This is a genomic window from Cytobacillus luteolus (assembly GCF_017873715.1).
GTDB classification, from domain to species: domain Bacteria; phylum Bacillota; class Bacilli; order Bacillales; family Bacillaceae_L; genus Bacillus_BV; species Bacillus_BV luteola.
On sequence record NZ_JAGGKM010000003.1, the window covers coordinates 21,471 to 41,402 of the forward strand.

19 protein-coding genes are annotated in these 19,932 nt (G+C 37.0%); 17 read left to right on the plus strand and 2 right to left on the minus strand.

Going from position 1 to position 19,932, the window contains the following annotated elements:
- The first annotated feature begins 5 nt into the window (after nucleotides 1-5).
- The 13 genes from accC (at nucleotide 6) to spo0A (ending at nucleotide 13,956) form a co-directional block, all read left to right on the plus strand.
- Nucleotides 6-1,364: an acetyl-CoA carboxylase biotin carboxylase subunit gene (gene accC, locus J2Z26_RS08490; RefSeq protein ID WP_193539686.1), complete on the plus strand. Its 1,359-nt coding sequence runs from the start codon at nucleotides 6-8 to the stop codon at nucleotides 1,362-1,364.
- Nucleotides 1,365-1,386: 22 nt separating this feature from the next.
- A complete protein-coding gene (locus J2Z26_RS08495; RefSeq protein ID WP_193539685.1) occupies nucleotides 1,387-1,794 on the plus strand; it encodes an Asp23/Gls24 family envelope stress response protein in 408 nt (135 codons plus the stop codon).
- A gap of 128 nt (nucleotides 1,795-1,922) precedes the next feature.
- On the plus strand, nucleotides 1,923-2,312 hold the full coding sequence (nusB, locus tag J2Z26_RS08500) for a transcription antitermination factor NusB (protein WP_193539684.1): 390 nt from the start codon (nucleotides 1,923-1,925) through the stop codon (nucleotides 2,310-2,312).
- Between the two features lie 275 nt (nucleotides 2,313-2,587).
- On the plus strand, nucleotides 2,588-3,454 hold the full coding sequence (gene folD / locus J2Z26_RS08505) for a bifunctional methylenetetrahydrofolate dehydrogenase/methenyltetrahydrofolate cyclohydrolase FolD (RefSeq protein ID WP_193539683.1): 867 nt from the start codon (nucleotides 2,588-2,590) through the stop codon (nucleotides 3,452-3,454).
- Between the two features lie 19 nt (nucleotides 3,455-3,473).
- Nucleotides 3,474-4,829: an exodeoxyribonuclease VII large subunit gene (xseA, locus tag J2Z26_RS08510; RefSeq protein ID WP_193539682.1), complete on the plus strand. Its 1,356-nt coding sequence runs from the start codon at nucleotides 3,474-3,476 to the stop codon at nucleotides 4,827-4,829.
- Nucleotides 4,822-5,055 carry an exodeoxyribonuclease VII small subunit gene (locus tag J2Z26_RS08515; RefSeq protein WP_193469466.1) on the plus strand — a complete coding sequence of 78 codons (234 nt, stop codon included), beginning with the start codon at nucleotides 4,822-4,824 and terminating at the stop codon, nucleotides 5,053-5,055. Before xseA ends, J2Z26_RS08515 begins: the two co-directional genes overlap by 8 nt.
- A 1-nt stretch (nucleotide 5,056) precedes the next feature.
- Nucleotides 5,057-5,953 carry a polyprenyl synthetase family protein gene (locus tag J2Z26_RS08520; RefSeq protein WP_406565570.1) on the plus strand — a complete coding sequence of 299 codons (897 nt, stop codon included), beginning with the start codon at nucleotides 5,057-5,059 and terminating at the stop codon, nucleotides 5,951-5,953.
- Between the two features lie 244 nt (nucleotides 5,954-6,197).
- Nucleotides 6,198-8,087: a 1-deoxy-D-xylulose-5-phosphate synthase gene (gene dxs / locus J2Z26_RS08525; RefSeq protein ID WP_193539680.1), complete on the plus strand. Its 1,890-nt coding sequence runs from the start codon at nucleotides 6,198-6,200 to the stop codon at nucleotides 8,085-8,087.
- 7 nt (nucleotides 8,088-8,094) lie between these two features.
- Nucleotides 8,095-8,940, plus strand: a complete 846-nt coding sequence (locus J2Z26_RS08530; RefSeq protein ID WP_193539679.1) for a TlyA family RNA methyltransferase — start codon at nucleotides 8,095-8,097, stop codon at nucleotides 8,938-8,940.
- A 329-nt stretch (nucleotides 8,941-9,269) separates the two neighbouring features.
- Nucleotides 9,270-9,719: a transcriptional regulator AhrC/ArgR gene (ahrC, locus tag J2Z26_RS08535; RefSeq protein ID WP_193539678.1), complete on the plus strand. Its 450-nt coding sequence runs from the start codon at nucleotides 9,270-9,272 to the stop codon at nucleotides 9,717-9,719.
- Between the two features lie 33 nt (nucleotides 9,720-9,752).
- Complete coding sequence (gene recN, locus J2Z26_RS08540) at nucleotides 9,753-11,474, plus strand: DNA repair protein RecN (protein WP_193539677.1); 1,722 nt, start codon at nucleotides 9,753-9,755, stop codon at nucleotides 11,472-11,474.
- A gap of 130 nt (nucleotides 11,475-11,604) precedes the next feature.
- A complete protein-coding gene (gene spoIVB, locus J2Z26_RS08545; RefSeq protein WP_193539676.1) occupies nucleotides 11,605-12,894 on the plus strand; it encodes a SpoIVB peptidase in 1,290 nt (429 codons plus the stop codon).
- A gap of 258 nt (nucleotides 12,895-13,152) precedes the next feature.
- Nucleotides 13,153-13,956, plus strand: a complete 804-nt coding sequence (spo0A, locus tag J2Z26_RS08550) for a sporulation transcription factor Spo0A (protein WP_193539675.1) — start codon at nucleotides 13,153-13,155, stop codon at nucleotides 13,954-13,956.
- Nucleotides 13,957-14,048: 92 nt separating this feature from the next.
- On the opposite strand, the gene J2Z26_RS08555 is transcribed toward spo0A, so the two are convergent.
- Nucleotides 14,049-14,204, minus strand: a complete 156-nt coding sequence (locus J2Z26_RS08555; protein ID WP_193539674.1) for a YycC family protein — start codon at nucleotides 14,202-14,204, stop codon at nucleotides 14,049-14,051.
- 60 nt (nucleotides 14,205-14,264) lie between these two features.
- Here J2Z26_RS08555 and J2Z26_RS08560 point away from each other — a divergent pair, with 60 nt between their 5' ends.
- Nucleotides 14,265-14,984 carry a glycerophosphodiester phosphodiesterase gene (locus J2Z26_RS08560; protein WP_193539673.1) on the plus strand — a complete coding sequence of 240 codons (720 nt, stop codon included), beginning with the start codon at nucleotides 14,265-14,267 and terminating at the stop codon, nucleotides 14,982-14,984.
- A gap of 202 nt (nucleotides 14,985-15,186) precedes the next feature.
- On the opposite strand, the gene J2Z26_RS08565 is transcribed toward J2Z26_RS08560, so the two are convergent.
- Complete coding sequence (locus J2Z26_RS08565) at nucleotides 15,187-15,423, minus strand: DUF2627 domain-containing protein (protein ID WP_193539672.1); 237 nt, start codon at nucleotides 15,421-15,423, stop codon at nucleotides 15,187-15,189.
- A gap of 178 nt (nucleotides 15,424-15,601) precedes the next feature.
- Here J2Z26_RS08565 and J2Z26_RS08570 point away from each other — a divergent pair, with 178 nt between their 5' ends.
- The 3 genes from J2Z26_RS08570 to bcd all read left to right on the plus strand — a co-directional run bounded on the left by J2Z26_RS08570 (nucleotide 15,602) and on the right by bcd (nucleotide 19,833).
- Nucleotides 15,602-17,668, plus strand: coding sequence for a sigma-54 interaction domain-containing protein (locus J2Z26_RS08570; RefSeq protein ID WP_193539671.1), 2,067 nt, complete (start codon nucleotides 15,602-15,604; stop codon nucleotides 17,666-17,668).
- 136 nt (nucleotides 17,669-17,804) lie between these two features.
- Nucleotides 17,805-18,704 (plus strand): phosphate butyryltransferase, encoded by a 900-nt coding sequence (gene yqiS, locus J2Z26_RS08575; protein WP_193539670.1) that lies wholly within the window; start codon nucleotides 17,805-17,807, stop codon nucleotides 18,702-18,704.
- Nucleotides 18,705-18,738: 34 nt separating this feature from the next.
- Nucleotides 18,739-19,833: a branched-chain amino acid dehydrogenase gene (gene bcd, locus J2Z26_RS08580; RefSeq protein ID WP_193539669.1), complete on the plus strand. Its 1,095-nt coding sequence runs from the start codon at nucleotides 18,739-18,741 to the stop codon at nucleotides 19,831-19,833.
- The last annotated feature ends 99 nt before the right edge of the window (nucleotides 19,834-19,932 follow it).

Sequence of the window (19,932 nt, forward strand, 5' to 3'; positions counted from 1 at the left end):
CTGCTATGATTAAAAAATTGTTAATTGCAAACAGAGGAGAAATTGCCGTTAGGATTATTCGAGCGTGCAAAGAATTAGGTATAGAAACAGTTGCTGTTTTTTCTGAAGCAGATCGTGAAGCCCTTCATGTCCAACTTGCAGATGAAGCCTATTGTATCGGGCCTACTGCCTCAAAAGATAGCTATCTAAATGTTACGAATATCATTAGTGTAGCAAAGCTTACTGAAAGTGAAGCTATTCATCCGGGTTATGGATTTTTGGCTGAAAATGCAGACTTTGCGGAGCTTTGTCGTGAATGTAATATTACATTTGTTGGGCCTAGTCCTGAAGCTATTTCAAAAATGGGGACAAAAGACGTAGCTCGTGAAACGATGAAGCAAGCGGGTGTACCGATTGTTCCAGGTTCACAAGGGATTATTAAGGATACAGATGAAGCAATTGCTTTGGCTAACGAGATGGGTTATCCTGTCATCATTAAGGCAACTGCAGGTGGCGGTGGAAAAGGGATCCGCGTTGCTAAAACAGAGGAAGAGTTAGTAAAAGGAATCAATATAACTCAACAAGAAGCAGCCACTGCATTTGGAAATCCAGGTGTATATATTGAAAAGTACATACAGGATTTCCGTCATGTTGAAATACAAGTATTAGCAGATAATTTCGGAAATGTGATACACTTAGGTGAACGTGATTGCTCCATTCAACGCCGATTACAAAAGTTGGTTGAGGAAACTCCATCTCCAGCTCTTGATGCTACGACAAGAGAAAAAATGGGAGAAGCTGCTGTTAAGGCAGCAGCAGCAGTTAATTATTCTGGTGCTGGAACAGTTGAGTTTATTTACGATCACAATGCAAATAAATTCTACTTCATGGAGATGAACACTCGTATTCAAGTAGAACACCCTGTAACAGAGATGGTTACGGGCGTTGACCTAATTAAGGAACAAATTAAAGTGGCTTCTAATGAAAAGTTATCTATTACGCAAGAAGATGTAACCTTTACTGGTTGGTCGATTGAGTGTAGGATAAATGCAGAGAATCCTGAAAAGAATTTCATGCCTTCACCTGGAAAAATTGAAATGTACTTACCTCCTGGTGGATTAGGAGTTCGTGTTGATTCAGCAGTATATCCAGGCTATGTGATTCCACCATTTTACGATTCGATGGTTGCAAAATTAATTACATACGGTGCAACTAGAGAAGAAGCAATTGCTAGAATGAAGCGTGCATTAAGTGAATTTGTCATTGAAGGTCCTGGTGTTCACACGACAATCCCGTTTCATTTAAAGCTACTAAATCATGAAAAGTTTGTAGATGGTCACTTTAATACAAAGTTTCTTGAATTATATGAGGTAATGAAGTCATAAACTATTACTGGAGGTGCTAGTTATGTCAGAGAATAACGTGTTAGAAATGAATCAAGGTAACAATAGCTTAGGTAAAGTTGAAATTGCACCAGAAGTGATTGAAGTTATCGCAGGAATTGCAGCTTCTGAAGTAGATGGCGTAGCACAGATGAGAGGAAATTTTGCATCTGGTGTAGCTGAAAGACTTGGTAAGAAGAATCACGGTAAAGGTGTAAAAGTAGATTTAACAGATAACGGTATTACAATTGATGTTTTCTGTGCAATGAAGTTTGGGATTTCTATTCCTAACGTTGCTCAAAAGGTTCAAGATAATATTCGTCAAGCACTGTTAAATATGACGGCACTAGAAATCGACGAAGTTAATATTCATGTTGTTGGTGTATTGTTTGAAAACCAAAAGCAAGAGCAGCAATACGAACAAGAAATGTAAACAAAATTTATTAACCTATGGGGGTCTGCGCATTTTGCGTTGACCCCTATTTTATTATAAAAGAAAAATATGCTATTATCTAAAGTGGAATAGTCGACAAACTTCGTACATAAAGGAGAAAAGAGTAAATGAAACGACGTACAGCAAGAGAAAGAGCACTACAGGCTCTATTTCAAATAGATTTAAGTGACAATGACCCAAGAGAAGTTATCACAAATGTGTTAATGGAAGGGGAAGAAAGCGATCCTTTTCTAGAGCAGCTTGTTTTAGGGGTAGTTGAAAACAAAGAAGAGATAGATACCATACTACGTGCTAACTTGGAGAAATGGACACTAGAGCGCGTAGCTAATGTAGATCGTTCCTTACTCCGCATGGCCATTTTTGAAATGAAATATATCGAGGAAATACCAGTAAACGTAAGCATGGACGAAGCAATCGAACTAGCAAAAACATTTGGGGATGACAGTTCAAGTCGCTTTATTAATAGTATCTTATCAAAAGTAAAAGAAACATTATAAATGCTCTTTCGTATGGTTTGTTGTTTAAATTTCAGGCTCTAAGTTGATTGGAGGGGAAGGCACTTGACTCCTGCGGGAAGTAGAGGAAAGGTCGAGACCCCGCAGACCGAAGGTTGAGGAGGCTCGACTTCCTCCCCGCGGAAAGCAAGTGCCTGGACCGGAAATCAACGGACTTTATTAAGAGTGCAATATAAAGATTTGTTTAGTTAGTCTAGTTTCATCTGTCTTTGTAAGTTTTTATATAAAAAATACAATACATATAGGGAGAGATTCAGATGACAGCTCAAATTATTAGTGGTAAAGAGGTTGCAGCAGAAATAAGAGGTAGAATTTCAGAAGACGTACTACGTTTAAAAGAAACAGGAATCATACCAGGATTAACTGTAATTTTAGTAGGAGATAACCCCGCATCTAGATCATATGTTACAGCAAAACAAAAAGCTTGTAATGACACAGGAATACATTCCACATTACTCGAATTTCCAGAAACCATGACTGAAACGAATTTACTAAACGAAATAACAAAGCTGAACAATGATCCAGAAGTGCACGGAATTCTTGTACAATTACCTTTACCAAAACACATTAATGAATTGGCTGTTATCGAGCATATTTCACCTAATAAAGATGTAGATGGATTTCACCCAATAAATGTAGGCAGAATGATGACAGGTCAAGACGCGTTTCTACCTTGTACACCATTTGGAATTGTAGAAATGGTTAAATCAAAACAAATACCGATTGCTGGAAAACATGTGGTCGTTATTGGTAGAAGTAATATAGTTGGTAAGCCAGTAGGACAACTTTTCTTAAAGGAAAATGCTACTGTTACTTATTGTCATTCAAGAACAACGAATCTCAAAGAAATCACAAAACAAGCGGATATTCTTATTGTAGCAGTAGGTAAAGCCCACTTTATCGATGGTGAATATATAAAAGAAGGTGCAGTGGTAATTGATGTAGGCGTTAATCGTCTCGATACAGGAAAACTTGTTGGCGATGTGTTATTTGAAGATGCAAGTCATGTTGCCGGGTACATTACACCTGTCCCAGGTGGGGTTGGTCCAATGACAATTACAATGCTACTTTACAATACAATTTTATCAGCAAAAACAAGTTCAGAGCAAATGAGTAATATATAGGCTCTCAAGGGGTTTTTTTATGAGTGAAGTTAGGTACCTAACCGTTACAGCTTTAACCAAATACATAAAACGTAAATTTGATGTTGATCCACACCTTCAGGATGTATTAGTGAAGGGGGAAATTTCGAACTTTAAGGCCCACAGTCGTGGGCATATGTATTTTACGATAAAGGACCAAAATGCCAGAATACAAGCAGTCATGTTTTCTGGCCAAAACCGTAACATGAAATTCACACCTGAGGATGGCATGAAGGTGCTAATTAGGGGAGAAATTTCTGTTTTTGAAAGTAATGGAAATTATCAAATTTATGTAAAAGAGATGCAACCTGATGGGATTGGTAATTTATACTTAGCCTTCGAACAGCTAAAAAAACAGCTAGAACAAGAAGGTCTATTTCATTCAGATTATAAAAAACCAATCCCAAAATTCCCAACATATATTGGAGTCATTACTTCGCCAACAGGTGCAGCTATACGAGATATTTTAACTACCATAAAGAGGCGTTATCCAATCGGGAAAGTGATTATCCTCCCTGCTTTAGTTCAAGGACAAAACGCTCCTTCTTCTATTGCTAATGCCATTTCTACAGCAAATAACTTAGGTTACTTAGACGTTTTAATCGTTGGTAGAGGTGGAGGATCTATAGAAGAACTGTGGGCATTTAATGAAGAAGTCGTTGCCAGGGAAATTTTTAAATCCGAAGTTCCAGTAATATCAGCTGTCGGACACGAGACTGATTTTACAATAGCAGATTTTGTGGCGGATTTACGTGCACCAACCCCGACTGCAGCTGCTGAGCTTGCAGTACCACATATGGTAGATTTAGCGGATAAGCTTTTATCAAGGAAAACACGTTTAATTAGAGCACTTAAGTCCACAATTGGCTATGAACAAGAACGGTTTAATAAATTACAAAATTCCTATGCTTTCAGGCATCCAAAAAATCTTTATGTACAAAAGGAACAACAGCTTGACCGCCTATACGAACGATTAGAAAGAGCGGGAACGAGAAACTTAGAAAGAAACCAGGAGAAATTTGAACGGTTATCCGTTCGACTTGAACATAATCACCCTGAGGAGCAAATCAAAAAGGCAAATGAACGTTTCTTGCAGGTTAAGAAAATATTGCAAAAAGAAGTGAAACAAATTGTAAATCAAAAACAATTTATGTTTTCTTCTACCCTTTCAAAATTAGAGGCATTAAGTCCTTTGAAGATAATGGAACGAGGCTACAGTCTGGTATATGATCAGCAGGAAGCACTGGTGAAGAGTGTGAAGGGTGTAAAAGCTGGGGAGTCTTTAAGCGTACAGTTACAGGATGGTAAAATTGATTGTAAAGTTGTTGGTGTAGAGGAGAGGACATTACATGACTGAAGAAAAACAAATGACATTTGAAGATGCCATGGAAAAGTTAGAAGAGATTGTAGAACGATTAGAAGAAGGCGATGTTCCTCTTGAAAAAGCGATTAGTTACTTTCAAGAAGGAATGAAATTATCAAAGCTGTGTCATGATAAGCTTCAAAACGTTGAGAAACAAATGGATCAAATTTTACGCGAAGATGGAAAGCTAGAGCCCTTCACTATTCAGGGGGATGAATAGAGTGACCACATCAGATTTTGAAAAGTTCCTTGCTCAAAATAAAGAGATGATTGAAGCAAGTCTTCCTGTTATGATTGAACGCTTGCATTCACCAGAAGTATTAAAAGAAGCGATGATGTATTCACTAAAAGCTGGGGGTAAGAGAATAAGACCATTATTATTATTTGCTACCCTTGATAGTTTCAAAAATTGTTTCGAAATTGGCTTACCTGTTGCCTGTGCAATTGAAATGATTCATACCTATTCTCTTATCCATGATGATTTACCAAGTATGGACGATGATGATTTAAGAAGGGGAAAACCGACAAATCATAAGGTATTTGGAGAAGCAAATGCAATATTAGCGGGAGATGGACTGCTTACATACAGTTTTCAACTGATATCAGATATGGATCATTCAGAGGTTACACCACAAATGAAGCTAGACCTTATTACTAACCTAGCAAAGGCAGCAGGGCCTGAAGGGATGGTAGGCGGTCAAATTGCTGATATGGAGGGAGAAGGGAAGAACTTAAGCTTAGAAGAGTTAGAGTATATCCATATCCATAAAACAGGGAAGATGCTAGCGTTTAGTGTAATTGCTGGTGCTATTCTTTCAAAGGCAAGAAATGACCAAATTCAAAAATTAGAAAGCTTTGCTTATCACATTGGGCTAGCTTTTCAAATTAGAGATGACATTCTTGATATTGAAGGTACTGAGGAGAATATAGGTAAACGTGTTGGCAGTGATCAGCTTAATGAAAAAAGTACCTATCCATCTCTACTTACAATGGAAGGCGCGAAGGATAAGTTAACATTTCATATTGATGAAGCAAAAAACATATTAGCTAGCATAGAGTTAGAAAATACAGATAAGCTTTTAAAGATTTGCGATTTGATTGCTACACGTAATCATTAAGGATTAAATTGAGGCAAGAAAATGTTTATGGTATACTCATAGTGGTAAATTCTATTAGTATACGGCAACTATTATCTTTATTTAAATAGTGAAAACAGATTGATGTCAATATACTTAGAATTGCCGTTATCACGCAGGTGTTAACGGCTATTTTTACAATTAGAAAAAGTTATATTAAAATGAACTAAAATCGATTCAATTAATTGGAAATTACAATGAAATTAAATGAAAGTGAGTGGTCTATTTGGATCTTTCATCAATAAAAAGCCCTCAATTCCTAAAAAGTATGAACAATGAGCAGCTAGAAAAGCTTAGCTCTGAGATCCGTCAATTTTTAATTGAGAAGCTTTCAGCTACTGGAGGGCATATAGGTCCTAATTTAGGTGTAGTTGAATTAACAATTGCACTACATAAGGAGTTTGAGAGTCCAAAAGACAAGTTTCTTTGGGATGTTGGTCATCAATCGTATGTTCATAAGATTCTTACAGGTAGAGCCTGTGAATTTGATACATTAAGACAATATAAAGGATTATGTGGGTTTCCAAAGCGTATTGAAAGTGAGCATGATGTTTGGGAAACAGGCCATAGTTCAACTTCTTTATCTGCAGCAATGGGAATGGCGGTTGCAAGAGATCTGAAGAAATCCAAGGAATTTGTTATTCCAATTATCGGCGATGGTGCATTAACAGGCGGGATGGCACTAGAAGCATTAAATCATATTGGACATGAAAAGAAAGATATGATTGTTATCTTAAATGATAATGAAATGTCAATTGCACCGAATGTTGGTGCACTACATTCAGTATTAGGTCGCTTACGTACTGCAGGGAAATACCATTGGGTTAAAGATGAACTAGAGATGCTACTTAAAAAAATACCAGCGGTTGGTGGAAAGCTTGCGACAACAGCTGAACGTGTGAAGGATAGCCTCAAGTATCTACTAGTTTCAGGTGTATTCTTTGAAGAACTCGGCTTTACTTACTTAGGACCAGTTGATGGACATAACTTTGAAGACTTATTTAGTAACCTTCAATATGCTAAAAAGACAAAAGGTCCAGTGCTTTTACATGTTATAACAAAGAAGGGTAAAGGCTATCACCCTGCTGAATCTGATACGATTGGGACTTGGCACGGTACGGGTCCTTATAAAATTGAGACAGGGGACTTCGTTAAATCAACTACTACAGCTCCAGCATGGAGTGCTTTAGTAAGTGAAACAGTCAGAAAGGTAGCTAGAGAGGACGAACGAATAGTTGCTGTAACTCCTGCAATGCCTGTTGGTTCAAAGCTCGAAAAATTTGCTCAGGAATTCCCGGACCGAATGTTTGACGTAGGGATTGCCGAACAACATGCAACCACAATGGCAGCTGGACTAGCAACCCAAAATATGAAGCCTTTTTTAGCGATATATTCAACATTCTTACAACGTGCATACGATCAAGTTGTTCACGATATTTGTAGGCAAAACTTAAATGTTTTTATCGGAATAGACCGTTCCGGGCTGGTAGGTGCAGATGGAGAAACACATCAAGGTGTGTTTGATATTGCGTTTATGCGTCATATTCCTAATATGGTTCTTATGATGCCAAAGGACGAAAATGAGGGTCAACATTTAGTTTATACAGCATTAAAGTATGATGATGGTCCTATTGCACTTCGTTATGCAAGAGGTAATGGACTAGGTGTTAAAATGGACGATGAGCTAAAAACAATTCCAATCGGCTCATGGGAAGTAGTAAAAGAGGGTGAAGATGCAATTATTCTTACCTTTGGTACAACCATTCCGATGGCGCTAGAGGCTGCTGAACAACTTGAAAAGGAAGACTTTTCAGTAAAAGTGATAAATGCAAGATTCATCAAACCAATGGATGAGACTATGCTTCATGAGATCTTTGCTCAGAACATTCCAGTTTTAACACTTGAAGAAGCAGTATTACAAGGTGGGTTTGGTAGTGCGGTATTAGAATTTGCCCACGATCATCACTATCAGTCTGTAATAGATAGAATGGGTATTCCCGATAAATTTATTGAACATGGTAGCGTGAATGCTCTGTTAGAAGAGATTGGATTAACGACTGAAGAAGTTATCAATCGAATCCGTAAAATAACACCTATAAAACAAAAGAGGGCTTGAAAAAAGAATGGGTACTAAAAAAGAACGACTTGATGTACTTCTGGTTGAGCGTGGATTAATTGAAACGCGTGAAAAAGCAAAACGTACCATTATGGCAGGGCTTGTTTATTCAAACGAGGTTAGGTTAGATAAGCCAGGAGAAAAAGTAGAAATAGATATCCAGCTTACGGTAAAAGGAAATGTCATTCCCTATGTTAGTAGGGGAGGGTTAAAGCTTGAAAAGGCCTTGAAGGAGTTTTCTCTCGATATTTCAAACAAAATCCTATTGGATATTGGTTCATCTACGGGAGGTTTTACGGATTGCGCCCTCCAAAATGGTGCATTAATGTCTTATGCAGTAGATGTAGGATATAATCAGTTGGCTTGGAAACTTCGTCAGGATGAGCGTGTGGTTGTAATGGAAAGGACAAACTTTCGATATGTCACACCGGCCGACTTAAGTAAAGGAATGCCACAATTTGCTTCAATTGATGTTTCCTTTATTTCCTTGAAACTAATTTTACCAGTTTTAAAAACACTTTTAGTAGCTGACAGTGATGTAGTTGCTCTCGTAAAACCCCAATTCGAAGCAGGCAGAGAGCAAGTCGGAAAAAAAGGAATCGTACGAGATGCAAAAGTACACGAACAAGTACTCTCAACGATCATCGATTTCTCAATTGGACAGGGCTATGATTGTAAAAATGCGTCCTTCTCACCAATAACCGGTGGCGATGGTAACATCGAATTCCTTCTACATCTACACTGGACTGGACACAAGGAAACTGGAGAAAAACAACTAAAAAAATCAGTAGAAACCATAGTTGCCGAAGCCCATGCAACATTAAAAGCAAATAAAGAAACAACAGGAGAATGACGTTTATCGTTATTCTCTTTTTTTTCTATTTAATACTTTAGGTAACTTTAATACTATGTTGATTTCCCCTGAAGGTACGAGACTCCTGCGGGAGTAGCGCGTCAAAGTGAGACCCCACAGGCGCAAATCGCCGAGGAGGCTCACGGACCGCCCTCGGAAAGCGAGGTCCTTCAGCGGAAATCAACAGGCAAGTTTTACTATCCCTATTTAGACAACATACTTCGACAAAAATAGGAAAAAATACCGAAAAAAATGTACTTTTTTTCAAATTTCATATAACATAACAGGTATAAACATACAACATTTTTGAATAATGGTGAGGTGAGAAAATGAATAAAGGTCAAAGACATATTAAGATTAGAGAAATCATTGCAAACAATGATATCGAAACACAGGACGAACTAGTGGATATCTTAAAAAATGGTGGCTTTAATGTAACCCAAGCAACCGTATCAAGAGATATAAAGGAACTTCACCTTGTTAAAATACCTATGTTGGACGGAAGATACAAGTATAGCCTACCAGCAGACCAACGGTTTAATCCGCTACAGAAGCTTAAAAGGTCACTTATGGATGCATTCATTAGAATAGACAGTGCTGGTCATATGTTGGTTATGAAAACAATGCCTGGTAATGCAAATGCAATTGGTGCCCTAATTGATAATCTAGACTGGGATGACATTTTAGGAACAATTTGCGGAGATGATACAATCCTTATTATCTGTAGAACGCCAGAAGATACTGAAATTATTTCAAAACGCTTCTTAGACATGCTGTAAACGATTTAAAAATAAAGTCTAAGGTGAGATTATATGTTAGCTGAATTATCAATAAAAAATTTCGCAATTATAGAATCACTCTCTATTTCATTTGAAAAAGGCTTAACAGTTTTATCAGGAGAAACTGGTGCTGGTAAGTCCATTATCATCGATGCCATTCATCTACTCGTTGGTGGTCGTGGATCTGCAGAATTTGTTAGGTACGGTGAGAATAAAGCAGAGATTGAAGGGCTTTTTTTATTAGAAGATGTTCATCCTTGTTATGATAAAGTTAAAGAATTTGGCATTGATGCCACAGAAGGTATGGTTGTTTTACGAAGAGATATTTTGAGTAATGGAAAAAGTGTCTGTAGAATCAACGGAAAGTTAGTGACTATTTCCATTCTTCGTGAAGTTGGCAGAACATTAATGGATATTCACGGACAGCATGAGCATCAAGAGCTTATGAATTCGGAACTACACCTTTCTTTGCTTGATCAGTACGGGGGAGAAGTGGTTGATGAGGCTTTAACAGAATATAGAGACATCTATAAGCAATATACCGAACTTAAACGAAAACTAAAGGAATTAAGTGAGAATGAGCAGGAAATGGCTCATCGCTTAGACCTTTTACTGTTTCAGCATAAAGAAATAGAGAAGGCGAATTTAGTAATCGATGAAGACATTCAACTTCTTCAAGAGAGGAAGAATATCTCTAATTTTGAGTCTATTTTTGAAGGGCTCAATAAAAGCTACGAAGCACTAAGCGGGGATCAAAAAGGCCTAGACTGGTTGGGACATGCTATGGGTCACACAGAAGATATTTCTGAAATTAATGATTCATTAAAAGAAATACATGAAACTATCTCCAATAGTTACTACCTACTTGAAGAAACACTATATAAAATCCGTCAACAGTTAGATGCTTTGGAATTTGATCCAAATAAATTAGATTTAATTGAAAGTAGATTGAATGAAATTGGTCATTTAAAGAAAAAATATGGACAGACGGTTGGAGATATTATAGAGTATGCTGCAAAAATAGAGGAAGAAATCGAGAAAATCCAAAATAGAGATCATCACGTAGATAACATTAAAAAAGATCTAACCTCCGTAACCGATGATCTAAGTCTAGAAGCTAAAAATCTTACATCCATTCGTAAGAAGTTTGCAGTTGAATTAATCCAGGCCATCCATCGAGAACTTCGTGAACTATACATGGAAAAAACTGTTTTTGATATTTACTTCAAACAGGTAAAAGGTTCCTATGAGGACCCACTCTTAGATGGGGAAAATGTAAAGTACACCTTAAATGGGAATGATGAGATAGAATTTTATATTTCAACAAACCCTGGTGAACCGATGAAGCCCTTGGCGAAGGTTGCTTCTGGTGGAGAATTATCGAGAATTATGCTAGCGATGAAGAGTATTTTTTCTAAGCATCAAGGAATCACCTCGATTATTTTTGATGAGGTTGATACAGGTGTAAGTGGAAGGGTTGCACAATCAATCGCCGAGAAGATACATCGTGTTTCTATTGACTCACAGGTGTTGTGTATCTCACATCTTCCACAAGTTGCTGCAATGGCTGATACCCATCTATTTATTGCAAAACAATCAGAAGATGGGAGAACAAAAACCTCAGTTACACCATTAAATGAGGAAGAAAAAATAAAAGAAATTGGTCGTATGATTTCAGGAGTAGAAATTACAGATTTGACAAAGGAACATGCCAAGGAACTCCTTGGTTTTGCAACGAAAATAAAACAAAATTGAAATGCTATCCAAAAAGGGTAGCTTTTTTTAACCTCATTTCGGTTATAATTGTTCCGTTCTAGGGTCAAATTAAAGAATGTAGCCAAAGAAATTTTGGTGTGGGATTTAGGAGCGAGGAGAGTGAAGTGGATTGAATAGAGACAGAATGAGAAAACTTATAGGTACATTTCTCCTTGTTTCACTAGTCGCTTTAGGATTTTGCACGCCCTTAAAGGAATATATAGCAATACCAAAAGAATTAACGGTTTTTGAAGGGCAGAATAGCAAATTCGATCTTTCAGTACCAGTATCAGCCACATTAAATAGCGATAGCGATTCGATGACACTAAACAAGGAATCAGACTCACTTACGCTAAATACGCATGATAGTGGAAGAGGACAAATGCTTTTAGAATTAGCAGGTCTTCCCATTAAAAAAGTTGATGTTAATGTATTATCCGATTTTAAGGTTATACCAGGTGGTCAATCAATCGGAGTAAAACTGAATACTGTTGGTGTCCTTGTGGTTGGACATCACCAGATTGAAACGCAAGATGGTAAGAAATCTCCTGGAGAAATTGCAGGTATTCAAGTAGGAGACATTATTACAGAAATAAACGGTACAAAAATTGAAAAAATGAGTGATGTTACACCGTTTGTACAAGATGCAGGTAAAACAGGAAATCCCCTAAATTTAGTCATTTCTAGAGAAAATGAAAAATTCGAAACCAAATTAGTACCTCTTAAAGATAAGAATGACCATGCCTATCGTATCGGTTTATATATTAGAGACTCAGCGGCTGGAATAGGGACAATGACATTTTATCACCCAGAATCAAAAAAATACGGAGCATTAGGACATGTGATTTCTGATATGGACACCAAAAAACCAATTGTTGTCCAAGACGGACAAATTGTTCGTTCCACAGTTACATCTATTCAAAAAGGTAGTAACGGAGATCCTGGAGAGAAACTAGCGCGCTTTTCGGGTGGAAAAGATGTAATCGGTACAATTACACGTAATAGTCCATTTGGAATCTTTGGTGTTCTTTCAAAGGAAATTAAAAATGGAGTTATGGACAAACCAATGCCAATCGCTTTATCACATCAGATTAAAGAAGGCCCTGCAAAAATTTTGACAGTGGTTGATAACGATAAGGTTGAAGAATTTGACATTGAAATAATGAGTACAGTACCTCAAAAATTCCCTGCGACTAAAGGGATGGTTATCAAAATCACAGATGAAAAACTTCTTTCGAAAACTGGTGGGATTGTTCAAGGAATGAGCGGAAGTCCAATCATTCAGGATGGAAAAGTCATCGGGGCAGTAACCCATGTTTTTGTTAATGACCCAACATCAGGTTATGGTGTGCATATTGAATGGATGCTAAATGAGGCTGGGATCAATATTTATGAAAAAGATGGACAAAAAGCGAGCTAAATTTGCTCGCTTTTTCTTTGGAATTATGTTAAAAATATAGGTAAGTAAAGATAATTCGACAAAATCACAATGATTCAATTGTCAAATGGCGTATTTAGTCGAAAAACAGAGGAAATAGGAGAAAAAAATAGATTTTCTAGATTTTTTACTAATTTTTTAAAAAAATAGAGGATTTTATATTGCATTGTCGAATTCTTCCTTTAGAATAAATATATAACACAAAATATTTCGGACTTAGGAAATCGAGGAGGAAGAATTGTGAAAAAAATTAAGGTGTGTGTGGTTGATGACAACCGCGAGCTTGTAAGTTTATTAGAGGAGTACATTTCTAGCCAAGATGATATGGAAATTCTTGGTGTAGCATATAATGGTCAAGAATGTTTAAACATCCTAAAAGATAATGATCCAGACGTTCTGGTTCTAGATATAATTATGCCTCATTTGGACGGATTAGCGGTATTAGAGAAATTACGTGACATTAAAAAGGATAAACAACCAAATGTCATTATGCTAACTGCTTTTGGTCAAGAGGATGTTACCAAAAAAGCGGTTGATTTAGGTGCATCTTATTTCATCCTAAAACCGTTTGATATGGAGAATCTTGCTAGTCATATTCGACAAGTGAGTGGAAATGCAGCACCAATTGTTAGACGTTCAGGTTCAACTTACAGAACTTCATCTATTCAGTCTACAGCTGAATCTAAGCCAAGAAACTTGGATGCGAACATAACAAGCATTATTCATGAAATAGGAGTACCAGCTCATATTAAAGGTTACCTATATTTACGTGAAGCGATCTCAATGGTTTATAATGACATTGAACTATTAGGTTCTATTACTAAAGTTCTATACCCTGACATTGCGAAGAAATACAATACCACAGCTAGCCGTGTTGAACGTGCAATTCGTCATGCAATTGAAGTAGCATGGAGTCGTGGTAATATCGATTCGATTTCTTCTTTATTTGGTTATACAGTGAGCATGACAAAGGCAAAGCCTACAAATTCCGAATTCATCGCAATGGTAGCCGATAAGCTTCGTTTAGAGCATAAGGCTTCTTGAGAGGGTAAGGACGAATAGACTTTAATTGAAATTATATTTTTAAATAAAATAAAGCCCAATTAATCAAAAAAAGATTAATTGGGCTTTTTCTTTTATTCATTATTTTTTGAAGCCTCATCCTTTTTATCAAGCTCCATCATTTTCTGAATAAGAATATGCTGTGGCATGTGCATGATTTGTTCAAGTGGAACATTTAATGCCTTTGCTAATCTCTGAGCTGTTTCTGCGGATATTTGTAATGGTCGCATTTTGGTAGCCTCCTACATTTACTATGTAGTAAGTATATCAAAAAAACGGAGGTTATTCTTATGACAAAGATTTTTGCCCATAGAGGTGCTTCTTCTACACATCCTGAAAATACGATGGAAGCCTTCAAGGAAGCTTTGAGAGTCGGAGCAGAGGGGATTGAGTTGGATGTGCAATTAAGTAAAGACGGTGTCGTTGTTGTCATTCATGATGAAACAGTAAACAGGACAACAAATGGGAAAGGGTGGGTCAAAGAATATACGTATAAGCAATTACAGAAATTTGATGCAAGCTATAAATTCTCTAAAAAACTAGGTGTTTGTAGAATTCCCTCATTAGAAGAGGTTTTTAGTTGGGCAACTGATAATAATATGATTCTTAATGTAGAATTAAAAAATGGATTAGTGGAGTATGAAGGCATTGAGGAAAAGGTGTTGGAACTAATTTATAAATATAATTTATCTAACCGTGTAATCATTTCATCTTTCAATCATTACAGTATGGTTAAGTTTCATCAGCTTGCTCCTGAAATTGAAACAGCACTTATTTATATGGAGGGGATTTATAAACCTTGGGAATACGCAGCTACATTAGGAGCAGGAGCTATCCATCCTTACCATCCTGTTGTAAAAGAGGAAACAGTGAAATTATCTCATGACCTAGGTATTGCCGTAAGGCCTTTCACTATTAATAAAATCGAATTGATGAAAAAGTTTGCAAGCTTTGGATGCGAGGGAATTATAACAGATGATCCTAAGAAAGCTATATCTGTGCTTAGATAAACTATATTCAGTGTTAAGGTTATTCGCTAGAATCCACGAGACTCCTGCGGGAGTAGCGTGTCAACGGGAGACCCCACAGGCGCAGAGCGCCGAGGAGGCTCCCGGACTGCCCGCGGAAAGCGAGTGGATTCTAGCGAATAACCCCTTGAACCCTTCCAAGACACTATAAAAAGTAATAAGCAAAGTGCACAGCGCACTTTGCTTATTTTTTTTGAAAACGAGTTTGTACTTTGTTTCGCTTTCGATCTCGATAGAAAATAAATCCTGCCACAAATCCTAAGCCGATCAAAAACAGCAGCAAACCAATTAAAAATTGTAACCATAAAAAAGGTATTGGAGGATTTAAAATTCCAAAAAACACATCTCGCATATATTTTATGCCTAATGCTGCAAGGGCTCCAGGTATTAGAACAATGATTAAAGCAAGTATTCGTTGCATAATAAACAACCTTTCAAAAATGACTTCCTTTACAAATCATAATCGAATAAAACTATTTGTCAAGATAAGAGAAAAACGGTATGATAAGGTTGTTGCAATTTTTTGCATGAGTCATACTTGAGTGTATGTAATATTTTGCAAATTTCTATATTTTCCGATAGTTAAGTGAGGTGTTTTCATGCAAAAAGTTTTGATTGTAGGTGCCGGTAAAGGTGGCAGTGCTTTATTAACGATCCTTCATGAAACGGAAATGATGGAAGTTGTAGCAATGGTTGATATTAACCAAGATGCACCGGGTATTGCCCTTGCAAAACAGCTTGGTGTCTTAACAGGTCAGAATTGGCGTGATTATATCTCGGGCAACATTGATATCGTTGTAGACACGACAGGTGACGAAAAGGTATTTAATGAAATTAGAGAAAAACGAAGTAAACGAACAGTGATTATACCTGGTTCGGTTGCTCATATTACAGCAAGGTTAATGGAAGAAAAAGAAGCCTTAATTACGAATTTTAAAGAGGAAACCTATAAGCATGATCTTATCTTTAATTCCACTCATGATGGAATGATCGTAATCGATGAAAAAGGCTATATCATATTGTTTAACCGTAGTGCAGAAAGAATGACTGAATTAAATAAAGTGGACGCACTTGGGAAACATATTTATGATGTCATTTCCGCAAGTAAACTACCACGAGTGTTACATACAAGGGAAACGGAACTTAATCAAGAAATGGTTCTTGAGAATGGACGTAAAGTAATATCAACTAGAATTCCGATGGTTAATGAAAATGGACTTCTAATGGGTGCTTTTGCAGTGTTCAAGGATATTACAGAGGTTGTTAATTTAGCTGAAGAAATAACAAACCTTAAAGAAATTCAAACCATGCTTGAAGCTATAATTCAGTCTTCGGACGAGGCAATAACAGTTGTCGATGAGGAAGGACGAGGAATTTTAATTAACCCAGCCTATACTAGAATTACTGGATTAGAACAAGATGAAGTGATTGGTAAGCCTGCAAATACCGATATTTCTGAGGGTGAAAGTATGCATATGCAAGTACTTCAGACCAGAAGGCCAGTACGTGGGGTAAGAATGAAGGTCGGCCCGAGTAAAAAAGATGTAATTGTAAATGTAGCCCCGATTATAGTGGATAGCAAGCTTAAGGGAAGTGTCGGTGTAATCCATGATATGTCAGAGATTAAATCGCTTACCAATGAATTGAATAGGGCTCGGCAAATTATTAGAACACTTGAAGCGAAGTACTCATTCGATGATATCGTTGGTGCATCTGAAGAAATGCAATTTGCAATAGAGCAAGCAAAGTTAGGAGCAAAAACGCCTGCTACTGTTCTTCTTAGAGGAGAATCAGGTACAGGAAAGGAGTTATTTGCTCATGCTATTCATAATGCAAGTGACCGGAAGTACAACAAGTTTGTACGTGTAAATTGTGCTGCTTTATCTGAATCATTGTTAGAAAGTGAATTGTTTGGATATGAGGAAGGGGCATTCTCGGGAGCTAAACGCGGAGGAAAGAGGGGGCTCTTTGAAGAGGCACATAATGGTAGCATTTTTCTAGATGAGATTGGCGAATTATCAGCCAATACGCAAGCCAAATTGCTTCGTGTATTGCAAGAACATGAGATTACAAGGGTTGGTGGTACTAAAACAATCTCAATTAATGTTCGCGTAATTGCTGCTACCAATGTCAATCTAGAAAAGGGAATTGGAAAGGGTACTTTTCGTGAAGACTTATACTATAGATTAAATCGTATGCCAATCCACATTCCTCCTCTAAGAATGAGAAAGGAAGAAATTCCAGCCTTATCTATGCATCTAATCCATAAAATTAATCAAGATTATGGAAGAAATGTGGAAGGTCTAACAGAGGATGCAGTTGAGCATTTGAAGTCCTATAATTGGCCTGGAAATGTTCGAGAACTTGAAAATGTTTTAGGACGAGCTATTATTTTTATGGCCTTTCACGAGACTTTTATTCAAGCAAAGCACATTCAGCCACTTCAAAACGAAGAAGTAGCAGAAGAAAATGAAATGATTGAGGTCTCAATAAAAGAACAAAAATTATCAACATTGGTTGAAGAGTATGAAGGGCGAGTCATTACTGAAATTTTACATAGATATGATGGCAATAAAACGAAAGCGGCAAAAGTACTCGGTATATCGCTAAGGAGCCTATACTATAAGCTTGAAAAATACAACATTGCAAATAATAGCATGCAATAAATTGCACGATTGCAAAAAACTGCAAAACTATGTAAATAAAAATAAAGCGTTTTCAATAGTTTTGAGTTGGCACACTTCTTGCATTATGTATTATTGGATGCCGCACTATTATATCTAGAAAGGGTTGAAACACTAAATGGAATTAGACATATTGTTTGAAAAAGCAACCCAATTTACTGGAAAGACAGTTGCGGTTGCAGCGGCAGAGGATTCAGAAGTCATAGAGGCAGTAACTGAAGCAGTGAACAGAAATCTAGCTAGCTTTTTGCTTTACGGTGATATAGAAAAAATCACCAAACTTATTAAGGAAAGGAATCCTGAATATTTAAATTCAGACAAAATAAGAATTGTACATTCCATTTCCGATACGAAATCTGCCGAACTTGCTGTAAGAGCTGTTCATACAAAAGATGCAGATGTTTTAATGAAAGGTCATATTTCAACTGCTACTATTTTAAAAGCAGTTCTAAATAAAGAATATGGATTACGGACTGGTAGTGTTTTATCTCATACAGCTGTATTTGAAGTTGCAGGCTACGATCGATTCATTATTGTTACTGATGCTGCAATGAATATCGAGCCAGATTTAAACCAAAAAGTCCAGATTGTTGATAATGCGGTGAAAATTGCTCGTTCAATCGGGATTGAAAGACCGAAAGTAGCTCCGATTGCAGCGGTTGAGGTTGTAAATCCTACGATGCAGGCTACCATAGATGCTGCAGCATTAACACAGATGAATAAAAGAGGACAAATCAAAAATTGTGATATTGATGGTCCACTCGCACTTGATAATGCAGTCTCTGTATTGGCAGCAAAGCATAAAGGAATACAATCTGAAGTAGCTGGAAATGCAGATATTTTATTAGTTCCAACCATTGATGTTGGGAATGCACTATATAAATCATTGATCTATTTTGCAAATGCAAAGGTTGGCGCAGTAATCGCAGGAGCAAAAGCTCCAATTGTATTAACTTCAAGAGCCGATTCTGCTGAAAGTAAACTATATTCATTAGCTCTAGCAGTTTGTTCTGCTTAAAACTATATAATTTTTATCTTAGGGGGATTTTACAATGGAAATTTTCAAGTATATGGAGACTTATGATTACGAGCAATTAGTATTTTGTCAAGATAAGCAATCTGGATTAAAAGCTATCATAGCTATCCATGATACAACACTAGGTCCAGCATTAGGTGGAACACGTATGTGGACATATGAGTCAGAAGCAGCAGCAATTGAGGATGCACTTCGCCTTGCGAAAGGTATGACATACAAAAATGCAGCAGCTGGTTTAAATCTTGGTGGTGGAAAAACAGTTATCATTGGAGATCCACGTAAAGATAAAAATGAAGAATTATTCCGTGCATTTGGTCGTTATATTCAAGGGCTAAATGGTCGTTATATCACTGCTGAGGACGTAGGTACCACTGTTGCAGATATGGACTTAATTCATGAAGAAACTGATTATGTAACTGGTATTTCGCCAGCATTCGGCTCTTCAGGAAATCCTTCACCTGTTACTGCTTACGGTGTTTACCGTGGTATGAAAGCAGCAGCGAAAGAAGCGTTTGGTTCTGATTCACTTGAAGGTAAAGTTATTGCAATACAAGGTGTAGGGAACGTTGCGTATAACCTATGTAAACATCTACATGAAGAAGGTGCTCAGTTAATCGTTACTGACATTAACAAAGAAGCTGTTCAACGTGCTGTTGAGGAATTTGGTGCAAAAGCAGTTGATCCAAATGAAATCTACAGTGTAGACTGTGACATCTATGCTCCATGTGCATTAGGTGCAACTATTAATGATGAAACAATTCCATTAATTAAAGCAAAAGTAATCGCTGGTGCAGCAAATAACCAATTAAAAGAAACGCGTCATGGAGATATTATTCATGAAATGGGAATCGTTTATGCTCCTGATTATGTTATTAACGCTGGTGGTGTTATCAACGTAGCAGACGAATTATATGGTTACAATCGTGACCGTGCAATGAAAAAAGTAGAAACGATTTATAACAATATTGAAAAGGTAATTGATATTGCTAAGCGTGATGGTATACCAACTTACCTAGCAGCAGACAGACTGGCTGAAGAACGTATTGAGAGAATGAGAAATTCTCGTAGCCAATTCTTACAAAACGGGCACAGTATTATTAGCCGTAGATAATTAAGGTAGTGGTAAAGAGACTGTCTTCTCTTTACCACTATTACAAATTAGTGGTGTTAAAGTAATAACCTATTACTTAACATTTTGGAGGTTTCAACG

Coding starts and splice junctions, on each gene's coding strand:
- folD (WP_193539683.1), top strand. CDS start 2,588: ATGACAGCTCAAATTATTAGTGGTAAAGAGGTTGCAGCAGAAATAAGA.
- J2Z26_RS08560 (WP_193539673.1), top strand. CDS start 14,265: ATGACAAAGATTTTTGCCCATAGAGGTGCTTCTTCTACACATCCTGAA.
- J2Z26_RS08565 (WP_193539672.1), bottom strand. CDS start 15,423: ATGCAACGAATACTTGCTTTAATCATTGTTCTAATACCTGGAGCCCTT.
- J2Z26_RS08570 (WP_193539671.1), top strand. CDS start 15,602: ATGCAAAAAGTTTTGATTGTAGGTGCCGGTAAAGGTGGCAGTGCTTTA.
- J2Z26_RS08530 (WP_193539679.1), top strand. CDS start 8,095: ATGGGTACTAAAAAAGAACGACTTGATGTACTTCTGGTTGAGCGTGGA.
- J2Z26_RS08495 (WP_193539685.1), top strand. CDS start 1,387: ATGTCAGAGAATAACGTGTTAGAAATGAATCAAGGTAACAATAGCTTA.
- ahrC (WP_193539678.1), top strand. CDS start 9,270: ATGAATAAAGGTCAAAGACATATTAAGATTAGAGAAATCATTGCAAAC.
- bcd (WP_193539669.1), top strand. CDS start 18,739: ATGGAAATTTTCAAGTATATGGAGACTTATGATTACGAGCAATTAGTA.
- nusB (WP_193539684.1), top strand. CDS start 1,923: ATGAAACGACGTACAGCAAGAGAAAGAGCACTACAGGCTCTATTTCAA.
- J2Z26_RS08515 (WP_193469466.1), top strand. CDS start 4,822: ATGACTGAAGAAAAACAAATGACATTTGAAGATGCCATGGAAAAGTTA.
- yqiS (WP_193539670.1), top strand. CDS start 17,805: ATGGAATTAGACATATTGTTTGAAAAAGCAACCCAATTTACTGGAAAG.
- J2Z26_RS08555 (WP_193539674.1), bottom strand. CDS start 14,204: ATGCGACCATTACAAATATCCGCAGAAACAGCTCAGAGATTAGCAAAG.
- recN (WP_193539677.1), top strand. CDS start 9,753: ATGTTAGCTGAATTATCAATAAAAAATTTCGCAATTATAGAATCACTC.
- accC (WP_193539686.1), top strand. CDS start 6: ATGATTAAAAAATTGTTAATTGCAAACAGAGGAGAAATTGCCGTTAGG.
- xseA (WP_193539682.1), top strand. CDS start 3,474: ATGAGTGAAGTTAGGTACCTAACCGTTACAGCTTTAACCAAATACATA.